This is a genomic window from uncultured Corynebacterium sp. (genome assembly GCF_902489365.1).
Taxonomy (GTDB): Bacteria; Actinomycetota; Actinomycetes; order Mycobacteriales; family Mycobacteriaceae; genus Corynebacterium.
Map to the genome: position 1 here is coordinate 1 of NZ_CABTZR010000002.1, position 16592 is coordinate 16592.

14 protein-coding genes and 1 pseudogene are annotated in these 16592 nt (G+C 58.9%); 6 read left to right on the plus strand and 9 right to left on the minus strand.

What is annotated here, in order from left to right:
• Window positions 1–160 precede the first annotated feature (160 nt).
• Window positions 161–286 (minus strand): annotated as a pseudogene (locus RDN59_RS00310) (integrase core domain-containing protein); the annotation flags it as partial.
• Between the two features lie 628 nt (window positions 287–914).
• On the opposite strand from RDN59_RS00310, the gene RDN59_RS00320 reads away from it, so the two are divergent.
• Window positions 915–2123 (plus strand): glycosyltransferase, encoded by a 1209-nt coding sequence (locus RDN59_RS00320; RefSeq protein ID WP_308606048.1) that lies wholly within the window; start codon window positions 915–917, stop codon window positions 2121–2123.
• Window positions 2124–2653: 530 nt separating this feature from the next.
• Window positions 2654–3913, plus strand: a complete 1260-nt coding sequence (locus RDN59_RS00325; RefSeq protein WP_308606049.1) for a glycosyltransferase family 25 protein — start codon at window positions 2654–2656, stop codon at window positions 3911–3913.
• A gap of 77 nt (window positions 3914–3990) precedes the next feature.
• On the opposite strand, the gene RDN59_RS00330 is transcribed toward RDN59_RS00325, so the two are convergent.
• Both RDN59_RS00330 and wecB read right to left on the minus strand, forming a co-directional pair.
• A complete protein-coding gene (locus RDN59_RS00330) occupies window positions 3991–4650 on the minus strand; it encodes a DUF1707 domain-containing protein (RefSeq protein ID WP_308606051.1) in 660 nt (219 codons plus the stop codon).
• A gap of 89 nt (window positions 4651–4739) precedes the next feature.
• Window positions 4740–5897, minus strand: a complete 1158-nt coding sequence (gene wecB / locus RDN59_RS00335; protein ID WP_308606052.1) for a non-hydrolyzing UDP-N-acetylglucosamine 2-epimerase — start codon at window positions 5895–5897, stop codon at window positions 4740–4742.
• 500 nt (window positions 5898–6397) lie between these two features.
• Here wecB and RDN59_RS00340 point away from each other — a divergent pair, with 500 nt between their 5' ends.
• Complete coding sequence (locus tag RDN59_RS00340) at window positions 6398–6682, plus strand: hypothetical protein (RefSeq protein WP_308606053.1); 285 nt, start codon at window positions 6398–6400, stop codon at window positions 6680–6682.
• 76 nt (window positions 6683–6758) lie between these two features.
• Here RDN59_RS00340 and dnaG read toward each other — a convergent pair whose 3' ends face one another.
• Window positions 6759–8687 carry a DNA primase gene (gene dnaG, locus RDN59_RS00345; protein WP_308606054.1) on the minus strand — a complete coding sequence of 643 codons (1929 nt, stop codon included), beginning with the start codon at window positions 8685–8687 and terminating at the stop codon, window positions 6759–6761.
• Between the two features lie 157 nt (window positions 8688–8844).
• On the opposite strand from dnaG, the gene RDN59_RS00350 reads away from it, so the two are divergent.
• Both RDN59_RS00350 and RDN59_RS00355 read left to right on the plus strand, forming a co-directional pair.
• Window positions 8845–9372, plus strand: a complete 528-nt coding sequence (locus RDN59_RS00350; protein ID WP_308606055.1) for a ribonuclease domain-containing protein — start codon at window positions 8845–8847, stop codon at window positions 9370–9372.
• Between the two features lie 3 nt (window positions 9373–9375).
• A complete protein-coding gene (locus tag RDN59_RS00355; RefSeq protein ID WP_046649054.1) occupies window positions 9376–9609 on the plus strand; it encodes a barstar family protein in 234 nt (77 codons plus the stop codon).
• Here the strand turns inward: RDN59_RS00355 and RDN59_RS00360 are convergent.
• Together RDN59_RS00360 and RDN59_RS00365 are read right to left on the minus strand one after the other, a co-directional pair.
• Window positions 9606–10880 carry a deoxyguanosinetriphosphate triphosphohydrolase gene (locus tag RDN59_RS00360; protein ID WP_308606056.1) on the minus strand — a complete coding sequence of 425 codons (1275 nt, stop codon included), beginning with the start codon at window positions 10878–10880 and terminating at the stop codon, window positions 9606–9608. The two genes, RDN59_RS00355 and RDN59_RS00360, sit on opposite strands and share 4 nt — an antisense overlap.
• 11 nt (window positions 10881–10891) lie before the next feature.
• Window positions 10892–11476, minus strand: coding sequence for a YdcF family protein (locus tag RDN59_RS00365; RefSeq protein WP_308606057.1), 585 nt, complete (start codon window positions 11474–11476; stop codon window positions 10892–10894).
• 43 nt (window positions 11477–11519) lie between these two features.
• On the opposite strand from RDN59_RS00365, the gene RDN59_RS00370 reads away from it, so the two are divergent.
• Window positions 11520–13550: a TPM domain-containing protein gene (locus tag RDN59_RS00370; RefSeq protein WP_308606058.1), complete on the plus strand. Its 2031-nt coding sequence runs from the start codon at window positions 11520–11522 to the stop codon at window positions 13548–13550.
• 711 nt (window positions 13551–14261) lie between these two features.
• On the opposite strand, the gene RDN59_RS00375 is transcribed toward RDN59_RS00370, so the two are convergent.
• Genes RDN59_RS00375 through RDN59_RS00385 form a run of 3 tightly spaced genes read right to left on the minus strand, consistent with a single transcriptional unit; the run spans window position 14262 to window position 16581 of the window.
• Window positions 14262–14684 (minus strand): hypothetical protein, encoded by a 423-nt coding sequence (locus RDN59_RS00375; RefSeq protein ID WP_308606059.1) that lies wholly within the window; start codon window positions 14682–14684, stop codon window positions 14262–14264.
• Window positions 14684–15202 (minus strand): hypothetical protein, encoded by a 519-nt coding sequence (locus RDN59_RS00380; RefSeq protein WP_308606060.1) that lies wholly within the window; start codon window positions 15200–15202, stop codon window positions 14684–14686. Before RDN59_RS00380 ends, RDN59_RS00375 begins: the two co-directional genes overlap by 1 nt.
• Complete coding sequence (locus RDN59_RS00385; RefSeq protein WP_070754451.1) at window positions 15202–16581, minus strand: glycine--tRNA ligase; 1380 nt, start codon at window positions 16579–16581, stop codon at window positions 15202–15204. Before RDN59_RS00385 ends, RDN59_RS00380 begins: the two co-directional genes overlap by 1 nt.
• Window positions 16582–16592 lie beyond the last annotated feature (11 nt).

Genomic DNA, 16592 nt, shown 5'->3' on the forward strand with positions numbered 1-16592 from the left:
CTATCACAGACCTAGGACTATCCGGTGTTGATTTCATCGATCGGGCTGTTGGAACCGATTCAAAATCAAGATCACCGCATTATCCCAGGCTGCCCCGGAAATCCGTACCGGTTTATCCACACGAAATGTCCCTTAAGCCGGTAATGGGATTGTCAAAGACTTTCCGATCACGCAGGACTTCACGCTTTAAGGTGGCGTTAAAAGATTCTGCCAGGGCATTATCGGCACTCGTTCCCACTGCTCCCATGGATTGGCGCACGCCAAGCTGGGCGCAGTGATCTTGAAATGCTTGGGGGCCAAGGCCCATAATCCAAGCCTTGCTCCATCAACTCCTGCCTGGCGTGGACGACTGCGATTTTATCGGCCTCGTCAAATTTCTTAATCGGATTCTTCGGGGCAGTCGAATCAGGCACAATACCTGCGCGACCCTTCTGCGCTATCCGGCTTTTGATGTTGTGGTACGTCTGCCGCGAGATTTCTAATTCTTTGCAAAACTGTGTGACCGTCTTGCCGTCACGAACGGGATCGAAATCTGCGACCTTTCTACGCTTATGCAATGGAATAGCCATCCGGCTATTCCACCGCCGTGGACGTCCAAAAAGCCACTAGACATCCCGTCCAAAACATCCTGGACTCCATGTCCAAAAAGTCGCTAGACATCACACGACTAGGACTTCACTAACACCGTCTACGCCCATTCACCTGGCATATAAGCCGACAAATCTAGCCCCAATGACACGCCGAGCCAGACACACATTTTGATCCTTAATCCTGTCGCTGAGGTTAGGCCCAATAACAGCGTGTCCATGACCATTTCCGATAACCTTGTTGCGGTATCGTCGTATTAAGACATTGAAAACACGATCTAAGTACGATTCGCCCCCGTAGCGGCAAACAGTAGAAAGACTTCTCGGATGGCATTCATAGGCACCACCCGCTTTAGCATTTACGATCCCAGTTCCCTTGTATGGAAATCAACCTCTGGCTTTAGCTCATCTAAAGAGTATCTAGACTATCTATATGCCCCTGAACGACTAGAGCCACGACTTCGAATCTTAACTAAGTTCAGCATGCCGCTAATTGCTGCTGCAGCCGAGAAGCATCCAATTCGCCATCTCATTCGGTACTCAACCGAGATGCCTAAGAAATACATTGAACAGCTCACGGAACTATCTAACCAACATGACTTTATAGTCCTTGAGCCCCACACCGAAGGAAAGAGCAGCCTAAATCCTTATAAGATCGGCGAGGAACTATCCGGAGGATCCAAAACATATGGAATCTACCGACTTGATGACGACGACCTTCTAACATCGGATTTTTTCGATCAAACCGTACGATACGTATCGCCCGCGTTTGCCGGAATGAAGGTATCACTCGCCTCAGGGATTACGGGTCTTTACGACGGCGAGAAATTCAGCACTTTTCGATACTGCTACCGACCGAAAATAGCGATTGGTTTACTCGGAATTTACACTACGGATAGTACCGGTAAATTCATCTCACCGCCAGACTCACCCCACCACATCGCAGATAGATTCGGTTCGGTCATCTTGAACTCCGAGCGCCCATCGTACTTCTGGACCCGTCACGTGGGACAAGACACAACATTCGACGCGACGGATAAGACCTCGGAAATTATCCAAGAGCTCAACACTTTTGAACCACTGTCTCCGTCCTGCGATGTCGAAGAACTTTTTCCATCAATGCAAGGAGCAATCAAAACTCGAGGATGTAAAGAGCGTTTGGAAGGAAATACATCTATTAATTCGGGAGATTTCGTCAAGGTTTCTCCAGTTAAAGGACATTTCACACTCCGTATCGACGCTACATTTGACAAAGAGGTTGGACCGAATTCAGCGCTTCTTAAGTTCAGGGTTAAGGATACAGTTAACGATAAACTTTTGAACCCTAGTGAAACCGCGGTCCCAGGCTTGTCCGTATCGCACTATCATTCAATAGGCTATTTCCTTTACCTTAAGACCAGGGAGGGGCGGACTACACAGGAAATCAATATTAACCTTCCCAACGGTCTCGCAATCGAAGAGATTGGTATTCAACCTTTCGGCATCAAAGCGCGCCCTCTCGAACTGCATTCACTTGAAATCATTACCGACGACTAAGGGGAGGGTAAACAATCTCCCATTTTCACCTCTTAGCTTTGGAAGACCACTCGACGCCACAATTTCGAGAATCCAAATTGCGAAGCTTGAAAAAGCTAAATCACAAGCCTCATTATTTGCTTTGCTATCCTGGGAGTCACTATCGGAGATGTAATGAGCGCCTCTTCCCTTTCTTCTACGCTTTCACACCGAAGATTATTACGCTGCGCCAACGCGACTGCTTTCCACTTAAGGGCTACAAAGCTCACCCAAAGGTTCGTGATGCTCCGACCAGGTTTTCTAGCCTCGGCGCTTCAACTGCACGGCTGACGACAATGACTACTATTTTGTGTTTACGATCTGACTATGGCCTATCCGACTTATTCACAGATGACACATCCAAGCCATCGCCCCCTCGGCATAGCTCGGAAACAGCTTCCCTTAGGAATATCCGTAAACTAGAATGTCAACAAAACGAAGCAGAAATACTACCCCATCCTCGTAAATAGTTCTACAAAAGCCAGTATAAAAATTAGGACACTCGAAAAACAATGAACGATACCACTCTGACAGCACTTGAGACGGTTCAACTTCCCATTTCAACGATCGAAAAAGAATCTCGCGATACTTTTATAGAATCGCTCCTTCATATTGCCACTGAGCATTCTCCAAATTTGGCATTTTCGAGCCTTGACTCAGCATTTGAGAAGAACTTGGAGCCCGCGCTTGCAGCCGTAGCCACAGACAAGCTGGCAAGAAAAACAGGTTTGTACCAGCAGGGAAGCGAGTTACTCAAGAGGATATTTGAAAAAAACCAGTCCGATACTTATGTAGCTTATTTTTACGGTTCTTGTCTCTTTGCCAATGGCCAATTCAATGAATTATCTTTGCTAGCATCCCACACGAGACAGCTTTGCCTCAGCAGTCCTGTTCCTGAAGTGACCAGAAGCAGGTGGGGAACACTTTTACTTGAGGCCGGTATTTTCTCCGAGGCGGACTACTTCATTTCAAGCTTAAGTCCTTCAAAGGTACAACAAACCCTACAGAACAGACTTAACTCATTTTCTTTGTTTAACAGGGGTTCAAGTCTCCCTGTTTTTATTCTTAATCTCCGGAAAGACGCTAGAAAAAAGCATATTTCCAGTACCACACTGACTAGTGGCGGCTACCAGAATTTTAACTTCGTTCCAGCGGTTGAGGCAGCCTACCTACCTGAAATTGTTCTAGATCGCACATTGGCCGAACCTGACGTACTGAAAAAATTCGGAAGAGGGGCGATAGGGTGCTGGCTAAGCCACATGCTCGCTTGGGAACACGCTAGTAAAAGCACTGCACCGTGGGTGCTAGTATTAGAAGATGATGCGATTCCGGAGTTCCACGCTTCAGCACTAGAACAGCTTCTAGAGAACCTGAGTCATTGCGACCAAGATTATAACTTTGTATGGCTCAATGAGAGAATGTCCGGCAAATCGCAGGGCATCTCTGACCAGCTAAAGCCAGTTCCTGTAGATCCTTGGGAACTTTTATCCTTGTGGAGTGATAAACGCACTGCCATTGGTGCCGACGCCTACATGCTAACCCCAAACGCGGCTCGTCGTCTACTCGACCACGCCAACAAGGTCGGTATCTGCGGGCATGTCGACGGGTTCTTGACAGCTTGGACTATGGAACAAAAGAAGGCCCCAGTTAACCGTATACAGCGTTTAATCGTTGACTTTCAAATAAATTTTGGCTTTTGTCCGGAAATAAAATCCACTGCACTGAGTGTACCTCTTTTCAAAGAACAAAATTTCGGGTTCTCATCGCGATAATCCTCGTATTTTCTTCTGAAAGTACATCTCTTTCCTTTCTCATAGCACTGCCCTCTTAAAGCTACATACTCTGGTAATCACTTCACCACGTGCACATCTACCCCACCAAATAGGCTGAAGCAGTTCACCACTACTTCAGGAGCGCTGGCCGGCAGGTCTGCGGGGTCGACGGCACCGCCCTCGACCTTGAGGTCATGGCCGCCAAAGAGGCCGACGCCGTTGACACGAACGCGGAATCCTTCCGGGACCCACACGTCGACGCCGCCGAATACCCCGACCGCTTGGATTGTCGTGACGTGTTCTTTGAGGGAGGCGCCGCGAAGGTCTACATCGGTGCCGCCGAAGATTCCCATCGTGGTGTGATGAGCGGCGATGGGAATGCCGCGCACAGTGCTACCGCCAAAGATACCGAGAGAAAGCCCCTGCGCGCCGTGTACCGAGGGTTCCACTTGGGCCAGGGCCCGGTCAACGACGGTGGATGTTTCGCGATTGGTGGTGTTGACCGCCTGCGAGGTTTGACGCGCTATCTGGTGGCTACCAAAGAGAACTTTTTCTGGGGCCTCAACTAGATCCCCTACGAGGTCGAGCAGCTCACCGCGCGTCGTGGCATCGGCGCAGTGGCTGGAGCGCTCCTCGAATTCGGCAACGCTGAGCTGGCCTACCGACATCGCATCCGCCAACACCTGTGAAGCGGTGGTGCGCTCAGAGTTCGTGCATTTGATGTCTCGTGATTCCATGTCTTGATTTTACGTGGAAACACGCATTTAAGCGCGGCGAAAGGTTCTGAACACATCGCCGCGCTTATTCGTTGGTTCCTGGGTTCTTGTTAGGACTCAATCTCGGGAGCGAAATCGGGCAGGCGCTCGCCTATTCCAAGGAGCTCAGCGATAGCTGCCACAGCTCGCTCAGCAGCCTTGCCATCGCCATAGGGGTTGACGGCGTTGGCCATTGCCTCGTAAGCGGCGGAGTCGTCGAGAAGCAGCTTGGCCTCCGCCACGATAAGGCTACGGTTGGTGCCCACAAGCTTCACGGTGCCGGCCACAACGGCTTCGGGGCGTTCGGTGTTCTGGCGCATGACCAAAACCGGCTTTCCTAGGGCTGGCGCTTCTTCCTGGACTCCACCGGAGTCGGTGAGGATAATCGTTGCACGGTCTAGAAGCTTGGTGAACTGGTCATAGGGCAGCGGATCCGTGATGATGACGTTGGGCAAAGACTCAACCTCCGGGAGCACGGCGCCACGGACCTTGGGGTTGAGGTGCAGGGGTAGCACAAAGTGAATGTCCGGGTAGGCCTCTGCCAAATCCTTGACCGCTCCGCCAATTTCCTTCATGGCTTCCAGGTTCTCGCGACGGTGGGTGGTGACCACAACAAGGCGCTTGGCTGACTGAGCCGCTTCCTGGACGGCGGGGTCTTCAAACTCGGTATCCCAGCTTGCAGCCTCCAGCAAAGCGTCGATGACGGTGTTGCCGGTGACCGCGATGTCCTTGGAGCGCACGTTCTCGCGGCGCAGGTTCTCCATCGAACCTGCCGTGGGAGCAAGGTGCAGTTCCGCGACCTGGCCAATGAGCTTGCGGTTGGCTTCTTCCGGGAAGGGAGAGTGAATGTCGCCGGTACGCAAGCCCGCCTCTAGGTGGACGATTTTCACCCCACGATGGAAACCCGCCAGTGCTGCGGCCATAGCCGTGGAAGTATCTCCCTGGGAGATGATGACGTCAGGCTGTTCGGCATCGATAATCGCATCCAGCCCCATGAGCGCGCGGGAGACAATCTCATTGAGTCCCTGGCCCGGCTTCATCAAGTGCAGGTCCAGCTTGGGCTCAATCCCAAACATGGTGTTGACCTGCTCTAGCATTTCCTTATGCTGACCGGTGGAGACTGCAACCGATTCGAAGCGCTGGTCCTTCTCCAAGGCCTTAATGACTGGGGCTACCTTGATTGCCTCGGGGCGGGTGCCATACACGGTCATAATCTTCGGCTTAGACATTAATTTCCTTCGTTTACTACCGGGAGAGAATCTCCATCAGAGTTTACCGTGATTGTGTCACGTGCACATGGCCCGGCGATAACGGAGAGTCGAACATCAGTCCTGTGAACGAGCAGTCGCTAGTCCTGTGAGCGCTAGTCTTCGCTCACTGTGACTTCCCGCGGCTCTTCGAATACAGCCACGCGCGGCTCAGCTGCCGCCACGCTGGCTGTTAATAGCGCTGACATCGCCACGGCCGCCGAGGCCGCGTGCGTACGCTTCGAACTCTCCACAGATCTTAAGTTAACCGAAGCGAATGGTGTTTGGGAAGAGTTCGCACCATATACATTCGTCGAATTCTATTTACTCCATTCGCTGCCCTCCTGCGCTCCACGGCTGCACTGCCCACCACGCCAGCGGACTTGGGCAGGTAGGCTATTCATGAGAATTGCACGTTTCCCGTACGTTGTACGCAAACACTGGCTGTCGAGCCGGCTGAAGAAGGGGATGACTAGTTTCCAATGATCCAATTTGTTGTGGGTGCTGCCGCCGGATACGTCTTTGGAACCAAGGCTGGGCGCAAGCGCTACCACCAAATTAAGGGCGCTTATGAAAAGGCCGTGAACTCCCCCGCCACCAAGGCCGCGGTGCGCTCCGCGCGCAAGGCTGTGGCCAACCGCTTGGACCCAGAACCGCGCATGCGCGAGCTTAAGGATTACAACAAGGGGCGCCGCGGCAAGCGTGGCACCAAAGGTGCCACGGATGGGGTGCAGCCGGATCGGATTTACGAGCCGGACGAAGATTAACGCGCGACACAGCGCGCGTTAATGGGATGCACCGATGATGCGCATGCGCGTGGCTGCGGATTAGCGTGTGCGTCGGTTAGCGCACGCCGCGGAAGGCTCGGTCATTGAGCTCGCGGCGGGCCTGCTCAAGTGCGACGAGGTCGGCGAAGAGTGAGTTATAGGACTCTTCGTCGTCGGAGGGGCGCATGCGGCCCAGTTGGGCCTTGAGTTGGGCTACTTGGTCGCCCACGCGGGCTTCCTGGAGGCGCGAGAGCACGGAATCGGCGTAGGCCTCCAGGTCGGTATCGGGGTTGCCGGTCTCCCCCAGCTTGATAGGTTCCACGGCCAGTTCAGAGACAAAGTTGCGGGCCATCAGGTCCGGCATCTCCCCGGCCACGGCGGCGAGCCACTCCACGCCGGGCTGTTCGGCACCGGCAGTCACGCCGCCGAGGGTGGAGATAGCGCGGCGGATGGTGCGGTAGGCCTCGTTGGAGTAGGCATCCTCCGTGATTCCGTCGAAGTAGCTGCCGGCAATCTGCGGGTACTGCAGGGCCAGCTTGAGGGCCTCGCGCTGCGGCCATAGGTGCGGCTCACGTGGGCCGGGGATGTGCATGACGGGGGCGTTGGTTTGCGCCGGTGCAGAGGCGGTCTCCTCCAGGGAGGCAAAGCGCGGGCGCTGTTCCTTCTTGGGCTTGCGGGCCTCTTGGCGGACCTGCTGGAGTACTTCCTCCGGGTTGGGCCAGCCCACCCAGCCGGCTAGGCGGCGGGCGTATTCGCGCTGCAGAGGTTGGTCCCGGATCTGAGCCACGACGGGCACCGCGCGGCGCAGGGCTTGGAGGCGTCCTTCGGCGGAGTCGATGCTGAAGTCTGAGATAACAGAGCGGATGACGAACTCGAACATGGGGATGCGGTCCGCCACCAAGTCGCGCACCGCGGCGTCGCCGCGCTCTAAGCGCAGATCGCAGGGATCCATGCCATCGGGGGCCACGGAGACGAAGGACTGCCCGGTGAATTTCTGCTCGCCTTCAAAGGCGCGCATGGCGGCCTTCTGACCGGCCTCATCACCGTCGAAGGTGTAGATGAGCTCGCCATGAAAGTAGGAATCATCCAACATGAGGCGGCGCAGCACCTGCAGGTGGTCTGCGCCGAAGGCGGTACCACAGGAGGCCACGGCAGTCTTTACGCCCGCGGCGTACATGGCCATGACATCCGTATAGCCCTCCACCACCACGGCCTGGTGTTGCTCCGCGATGTTGCGCTTGGCCAAATCCAGGCCGAAGAGCACCTTGGACTTGTGATAGAGCATGGTCTCGGGCGTGTTCATGTACTTGCCCAGCTTGTCATCGTCGAAAAGCTTGCGTGCGCCGAAGCCGATGACGTTGCCGGATAAGTCCTTGATCGGCCACAGCAGACGCCGGTGGAAGCGGTCGATGGGGCCGCGCTTGCCCATCTTGGAAATGCCGGCGGCTTCAAGCTCCTCGAAGGAAAAGCCCATGCGCAACAGGTGCTTGGTGGCGGTATCCCAGCCCTCCGGGGCGTAGCCACATTCAAACTCGTAGATAATTTCCTTGGAGAAGCCGCGGTCCAGGAGGAACTCACGTGCAGCGGCGGCCTGCGGGGTTTCCAGCTGCTGGCGGTAGAACTCGTGCGCGGCCTTGTTCGCGGCGATAAGCCGACGGCGCGTGCCGGGCTTCTCGTCGCGCGCACCGGTGGAGCCGCCTTGGTAGTTGATGTGGTAGCCAATCTTCTGGGCTACGGCCTCAACGGCCTCCGGGAAGGAGACTTGCTCCATCTCCATGAGGAAGCTGAAAACATCCCCGCCCTTGCCGGTGGAGAAGCAGTGATAGTAGCCGCGCTGCGGGCGCACGTGGAAGGATGGGGTCTTCTCGTCTTTGAAGGGGCTCAAGCCCTTCAAAGAGTCATAGCCAGCGGGTTTGAGCTGGACGTATTCGCCCACGATCTCATCAATAGGCGCGCGTTCACGGATAGCTTGGATATCGCTGTCCGGAATTCTGCCTCGTGCCATGCGTACAGACTACCCCGCCCACGCAAGGTACAGGTACCCACGGCTGGGTGGGCTAGAGCTGCGAGTCCCACATCCTGGAAGAACCCATATGTGGGAATTGGGAAAAGAGCGCGGTCCTGATTTCTTTTTCTGCCCTGGCACCTGCAATGATGGGGCCATGGCCCAGTCTTCCCCTTCTAAAAAGTCGCTGCCGGCTCTGATCGGTGGTGCGGTTCTCGTCCTCGTCGCGGGTTACTTCGGCATCGACCTCGGTGACTCTAGCGATGGCGCGGACCAGAAGGCAGCACCGTCTTCCGCTGCGGCTGGTGCATCCTCTGCCGCTGGTGCGTCTGGTGTCAATGGTGGGGATGAGGGGGACGTCGCCAAGCAGGACGATTCAGACCTGCCCACCTGTTCCATGGATTCCTTGCCCCAGGAGGCCTATGACACGGCCAGCGATATCCTGGCTGGCGGCCCCTATGACTATCCGGATAATGACAACGTGCGGTTTGGCAACTATGAGGGTGTGCTGCCGCAGCAGGACAGGAATTACTACCGCGAATACACCGTGGAAACACCGGGGATTGGGCACCGCGGGGCCAAGCGCATTGTTACCGGTGGCGGCAGTGAAACCGACCCAGATGTCTGGTACTACACCGATGACCACTACGACAGCTTCTGCAGCATCCCGGACGCGGAGGACTAAGACATGCAGCGAATCCTAATTACTGAGCCCATCCGTACGCGCGAGGACTTTTATGGTGCGCTCGGCCGCCTGCGCGGCTGCCAGTCCGGTGCGCCGCGCAACCTCGATGCTTTGGCCGATTTCCTCCGCGAACAGCACATCGTGGCGATTATCGCTGCGGATTTCGACATGGTCGAGGAAGACCTGGCCCCGATCAGCATGGTGCTGAAGGACCAGGGTGTCGCGCTCGTGCGCTAGCTCAAGAAACCGAAGAGATCAGCGCTGCGCTGCGCTAGGCGCTCCAGACGTGACTCGGTCATGGAGGCGATCTGGTCGATGATGGCGCGGTCGCGCTCCAAATCGGTGTCGGCTTGCTTCCACCACAGAGCGAAGGTGGCGTCCAGCGAGCCCGGCGCGCCCGCCACGAGGTAGTCGTAGACGCGGTAGATGCGCTCGCGCTGGCGGTCTTGGCGGGCCAGATGGGCAGGCTCATCCATGACGTAGAGCACGGCGATGGTCTTAAGCAAGGTTACCTCCGCCACCGCGCCGGGTGGGACGGCGAGGTCGCCATGCATGCGGCCAAGCGGGCCGTCGTTAGCCGCGAGCGTGGCGGAGACGGTGGCGCCGACGTAGCGGCCGACAAGCTCCGAGGTCATCTTCTTTAAGTTGGCATAAGAGCGCAGGGAGTAGTCGAAGTTGCCGATGGCATTGATGACATCCAGCTGGCGCAGGCGGTCGGCGGCCTCGAGGAGCTCATCAGCTGTGCCGCCGAAGGCCTTTGCGCCCTTGTCCGCGAGGTTGGCCAGCTCCACCAGATCCCAGAGCACACCCAAAGAGATGCGGCGGGAGATGATGCCGTCTTCGACGTCGTGGACGGAATAGGCGATGTCATCTGACCAGTCCATGACCTGGGCTTCCATGGACTTGCGCTTATCGCTATGTCCCTGGCGCAGCCACTCCAGCACGTCTATGTCTTCGTCGTAGGCGCCGTATTTGCGGTTGGTGGTGCCTTCCGGGTTGGTCTTGGTCCAGGGGTATTTGCATGCGGCATCCAGGGAGGCGCGCGTGAGGTTCAAGCCATAGCTGCGCGGGCCCGCCGGGGTATCCAAGACCACCTTGGGCTCCAACTTGGTCAGGATGCGCAGGGTCTGAGCGTTGCCCTCGAAGCCACCGAGGGCCACCTCGTTGAGGGCATTCTCGCCGTTGTGGCCGTAAGGCGGGTGGCCGATGTCGTGCGTCAGGCCCGCCATGTCGCACAGGTCCGGGTCCAGCCCTAAGCCGGCACCGATGCTGCGGGCAATCTGGCTGACCTCCAGGGAGTGCGTGAGCCGGGTGCGCGGGGTATCGCCATCGCGTGGGCCCACCACTTGGGTCTTATCAGCTAGGCGGCGCAGGGCCGCAGAATGCAGGACACGGGCGCGGTCCCGGGAGAAGGCGCCGCGGTGCTCCTCGCTGTTGAGCAGGGCCGAGCCTTTGGGTGACTCGGAGGCAAGGCGGGCGACGTCTTCTGCGCGATAGGAATAGCTCACGGTCTTTAAGCTTAGGCGGAGTCCTGGTCTTCCTGGGTCTGCCTCGCGCCAATGACGCGGTGGCGCAGGGCCTGGTTGGGGCGGATGAGCCGCTCGATACGGTAGAAGGCCGCGCGCACGCCTTCGCTGCGCTCCTCCCCCAGCAAGGTGCGCAGACCCAGATAGGCCAGGCCGCCGGTCTCGTGGGCCAGGTAGCGCCACCACGGGACGGAGAAACGCGGGGAAGGATAATAGGGCGTGCCCAGCACCGTGGCTGCAATCCCCTCCTGACGAGCGATGAGGAAAGTGCGCAGGCGGTGGAGCGGGTCGGTGATGATGACGGCCTCTCTCACACCCAGCTTGTCGCGGGCAGCGGCCAGCTCGCTGCGGGTGTCGAGGCCTTCTTCGAGGGCGGTGACGTTGAGGGGGTCGTCGTCAAGCATGCGCTTGGCTACGCCGGCCTCGGTGAACCTATCGCCGGGCAAGTTCCCGCCCACGGTGATGATGGGCAGGTCGTGCGCGGCGGCGTATTCGGCGGCGAAGCGGACGCGGCCGCTCAGGATGCGGGAGGGGCGCCCGTCGTATTGCGCAGCGCCCAGGACAATAACGTACTTCACTGCCTGTCCACTTTAGCGTTGGGTGGCAGGTATCGTGGTGCGCATGATTACTGCTGCTCGTTTTGGTCGCGCCGCCCTTGCTGCTCTTGTGTTGGGGTTGGCCACTGCTAGCCCCGCTGTGGCTGCGGATTTTCTTGTTGCCGCGCCGGAGGCGGCCTCCATTAAGGACAAGGTGACGGATGAGGCGGGGGTGCTCTCGGATTCGGAAAAAGCCGAGTTGGAGGACAAGATTAGCGCGCTGCAGCAGGAGCACCACGTGGTGATTTTCGTGGTCTTTGCCTCCTCGCTCCCGGAGAGCGCGGAGAGCTATGCGGGTGAAATTGTGCAGGCCAAGGGCCCGAACTCCGCGGCCTATGTGGTGGGCGTGGATGATTCCACCATAGGCGTGCAAACGGGTAAAGAGTGGCCGCGCGGGCGTCTAGACGCGATGTATGAGGCGGCTTATGCCAAGCTTGCCGACGGTCACCAGTACGGCCCCTCCGCGCTAGCGCTTGTCGACGCTGCCGCGACCGGTTCTTCGGGGTCTTCTTCCTCTTCTGGCGCGGATGATTCCGATGGGTCGGGCGGTTTGTGGCTGGCTGGCGGCGCAGGTGCCCTGGCGTTGGCCGGCGGTGGCATCGCGGTGGCGAGCCGGCGCAAGACCAAGAAGGACTCGGCGGCCACGCTGGAGTCAGCGCGCCAGATTGAGCCGGGTAATACCGCGCAGCTGGACCGCCTGGACATGGCGACCTTGGAGAAGCTGGCACAGGAAGAGCTGGTCTCCACCGATGAATCGATTCGCCGCGGCAAGGAGGAGCTGGATATTGCGGTGGCCGAGTTCGGCCCCGAGCGCACCCGCCCGTTTACGCGCGCGATGAACCACTCCACGCTCACTCTGCAGAAGGCTTTCCAGCTGCAGCAGAAGCTGCAGGACAACCTGCCGGAATCCACGGCTGAGCGCCGCCAGATGCTGGTGGAGATTATCTCCTCCTGCGGGCAGGCCGATGATGCCTTGGATGAGCAGGCCGCCGACTTTGCCAGGATGCGCGATTTGCTCATGAATGCTGGGTCCAAGCTGGATGAGCTGACTCGCCGGGTGGTCGACCTTCGCGGGCGCTTGCCGCAGGCGCGCGCTACCTTGTCTACTCTCGGCGGCTCCTATTCCGAGGAAGTATTGTCCTCCATTGCGGATAACCCGGAGATGGCGGAGGTCTCACTCACCGAGGCAGAGAAGCTGCTTGAGCGCGGCAGGTCGCTGCAGTCCCAACCAGCTGGCCAGCAGGGCCCGTTGGTGGGCTATATCCGCGATGCCGAGCACGCGCTGGAGATCTCCGACCGCCTGCTGAATGGCGTGGAGAATGCGGAGAACTCGATCACTGCAGCTCGCGATAATCTGCCGGCGCTCATCGATGAGGTCGAGGAAGAAATCGCCGAGGCCCAACACCTTGAGCAGCGCGGCAAGGCCCAAGGTTCGACTGCAGATTGGGCCGCTTTGGAGGAGTTGCTGGCCCGCGCCCGGGAGGCTCTGCGCGCGGCCCGCGAGCAGGGTCAGGGCGATCCGCTGGGTCAGTACACGGCTCTGACGGCTATCGATGGTGAGCTCGACCAACAGCTGGATACCGTCCGAGAGACCAACGCCACCCGCGAGCGTCAGATTGCGCTCTACCGCCAACAGATGGCCGCGGCCGAATCCGCTATCCAGGCAGCTGAGGACTTGCTCTCCTCGCGTGGTCGCGTGGTGGGCCCCGATGCGCGTGTGGCTCTTGCCGATGCCACCCGCCTCTTCGCCCAAGCCCAAAACTCCGCGTCTAAGGACTTGCGCGCGGCCCTCAACTACTCCCGTGATGCCGCTTCTGCCGCGCAGACTTCGCTCAACCGAGCGAAGGAAGACCTAGAGGCTTACCGCCGTCAGGAGCAGCGCCGCCAGGCCACCGATGCCGCGGGCAACATCCTGACCGGCATGGTGTTGGGCCAGATTCTCGGCGGCGGTAGCTCCCGCGGCCACCACGGTGGTGGCTTCGGTGGTGGATTCTCCGGCGGAGGAGGCTTCGGAGGCGGCGGCGGTGGTGGCGGCTTCCGCGGCGGCTCCTTCTAGCCGCTCTCCTGCTTCTCCCCTTCTCTCCTGCCCCACGCCTTCCGGCTGCGACTCCGTTTCGCCGACCTCTTCACCCTTTCCGCGCCTAGTCCTCGAAACCCCCGGCCCACGCCCGGTATCTCCCAACCGGGGCGGTCCCACATGGCGCCGCATCTCGCAAAAGGCGCCTTGCAAAAGGCATCTTCTAGAAGGCGTTTTTACAGCTAAAAACGCCTTTTACACCCTCGACATGGCGTTTTCAGACCCAAAGACGCCTTTTGACAGATGCCGTCTGCGAGATGCCTTCTACCGGACTGCCGGATGCCACCTATGAGACGCCTTCTGCCGGATTTTCTTTGCACACATAGGGCCGCTGGACACCGACCCGGTAGTCGGCCGAGCAAACACACTCGGAGAGCTCCTCTTCGAAGACAAACTCCACTACTCGCATGTCGGTGCAGGTCATATCGCGGGAGGTTCCTTTAGTTTGGTGCCTTTATTCTGGTCCCTTTGCCCAGTAAAGGGACCATTTATCAGACGAGAAGCTGCGTCACATGGTCCCTTTGCACTCATAAGGGACCAGAGTAGAGGAACCAAACTAGAAGGACCGTCTGTGGGAGAGCGGAAAGCAGGGCCTAGCAGGCAGGCAGCAAGAAAGCGAGGTGGGCTTAGACGGGCAGCAGTGCGAAGTAGGGGTTCGGTGCACAAATGGGCGGCGCTGCGGAAGGTGGGTTAGGTGCGAAGGGGGCGGGTGGAACCGTCGAGAAGCAGGCAACAGTAGCTGGTGAAAACCGCGTCGGTGAGGGGCAGCTCGCCCACTGCGACTTCGAGGTCGCGGCCCCGCGGGGTGGTGCGGGCAACCTCGCTGGCGGTGCCAGACAGAGCGAGGATGCGGCGCTGCCGGCGGAATGGATTCGTGCGCTCAAGCAGGTACTCGCGGCCCTGACAGAGCGCGCGCAGCTTGTTCACCGTGAAGCTGGCCTGCTCCGCGGAAAAGTCAGCACCGCGCACCGCGAAACGGCGCGCGCCCGGGGTGTGCTCGAAGGCGATGGTGGTGCCCGTCCCGTGCAGCACTAGGCCCGTCGGGGCCACGCGGGCGATGACCTCGCCCGCGTCATCCACCAGCGCCCCGTCGCGCCACACCCAGCGTTGCATCAGAGAAGCACCGTAATGATGGCGACGATGGTCATGAGCAACAGCGTGGCGATAATTGGGACAGCAGTCTTCTGCGTCCGGGCCTCCAAAATGACACGCGTAAACCAGCTCAGGGCAGCAATCTCCGAATGGCTGAGGTCATCGGAATCATCGCTGTCCTCGCCCTCGAATTCGAGGATGGCCTTGCGCACGCCAGAGTTCTTAGAGGAGAACTGGGCGATTTTCAGCCCCTCGTGGTCCTCAACAATCCAGTCGCCGCCGGCCTCGTTGATGAAGGCAAAGGTGCGCCCATCCAGGGAGGCCTCCAAGCGCTTGTCGCGCTTGGGGTTGCCCGCCAGGCGGTAGACGCGGTCGTCTTCCAGCGTCACCGACGCACCCAGGTCATCGAGGCCCAGCCGCCAGTGCTCGCCTTCCACGTCCGCTGAGCGTTCCTGGAACATGCCCAACGACGCCGGCCCCTCCCCCACGAGGAGGACCGGGTTCTGGCGGTCACTGCGGTCCCAGCTGGTGTAGTGCATTAGCAGCCAACCAGGCGGGCGGCCAGGTAAGCCTCAAGCTCATCGAGCTTGACGCGCTCCTGCTCCATGGAGTCACGCTCACGCACGGTGACCGCGTTGTCCTCGAGGGTGTCGAAATCGTAGGTCACGCAGAACGGCGTACCGATTTCGTCCTGGCGGCGGTAGCGGCGGCCGATGGCACCGGAAACATCGAACTCCACGTTCCAGTTGGCGCGCAGCTTGTTCGCCAGTTCGCGGGCCGGGGTGGACAGCTCTTCCTTCTTGGACAGCGGCAGCACGGCCACCTTGACCGGTGCCAGACGGCGGTCCAGGCGCAGCACCACGCGCTTATCGGTGCCGCCCTTGGCGTTCGGGGCCTCTTCCTCGTCGTAAGCATCGATAAGGAAAGCCATCATGGCGCGGCCCAGGCCGGCAGCCGGCTCGATGACGTACGGGGTCCAGCGCTCGCCAGCCTCCTGGTCAAAGTAGGACAGGTCCTCGCCCGAGCCCTTGGTGTGCACGGAAAGGTCGTAGTCCGTACGGTTGGCCACGCCTTCCAGCTCGCCCCACTTGGAGCCCTTGAAGTTATAGGCGTACTCCACGTCCACGGTGCGCTTGGAGTAGTGGGAAAGCTTCTCTTGCGGGTGCTCGTAGAGGCGCAGGTTCTCTTCCTTAATACCCAGGTCGATGTACCAGTTAAAGCGGTCATCGATCCAGTACTGGTGCCACTCTTCGTCCTCGCCCGGCTTAACGAAGAACTCCATCTCCATCTGCTCGAACTCGCGGGTACGGAAGATGAAGTTACCCGGGGTAATCTCGTTGCGGAAGGACTTACCGATGTTCGCGATACCGAACGGCGGCTTCATGCGCGCCGAGGTCATCACGTTCTTGAAGTTCACGAAGATCCCCTGCGCGGTCTCCGGGCGCAGGTAGTGCAGACCCTGCTCATCGTCGACGGGTCCCAGGAAAGTCTTGAGCAGACCGGAGAAAGCCTTCGGCTCGGTCCAGTCACCCGGCTGGCCGGTTTCCGGATCGTTGATGTCAGCCAGCCCGTTGGCCGGCTCGTGGCCGTGCTTTTCCTCGTAGGCCTCGATCAGGTGGTCCGCGCGGTAGCGCTTACCGGTGTGCTTGGACTCCACCAGCGGGTCGGTGAAAACCTCGACGTGGCCGGAGGACACCCACACCTGGCGCGGCTGGATTACGGACGTATCGACACCCACGACGTCATCGCGGGACTGCACCATGTGGCGCCACCACTGGCGCTTGATGTTTTCCTTGAGCTCGACGCCAAGCGGGCCGTAGTCCCACGCAGAGCGGGAACCGCCATAAATCTCACCTGCCTGGTAGACCAAGCCGCGGCGCTTACACAGGCTGACGACGGTATCAATGACGGATGCCATAGCTAATGGGA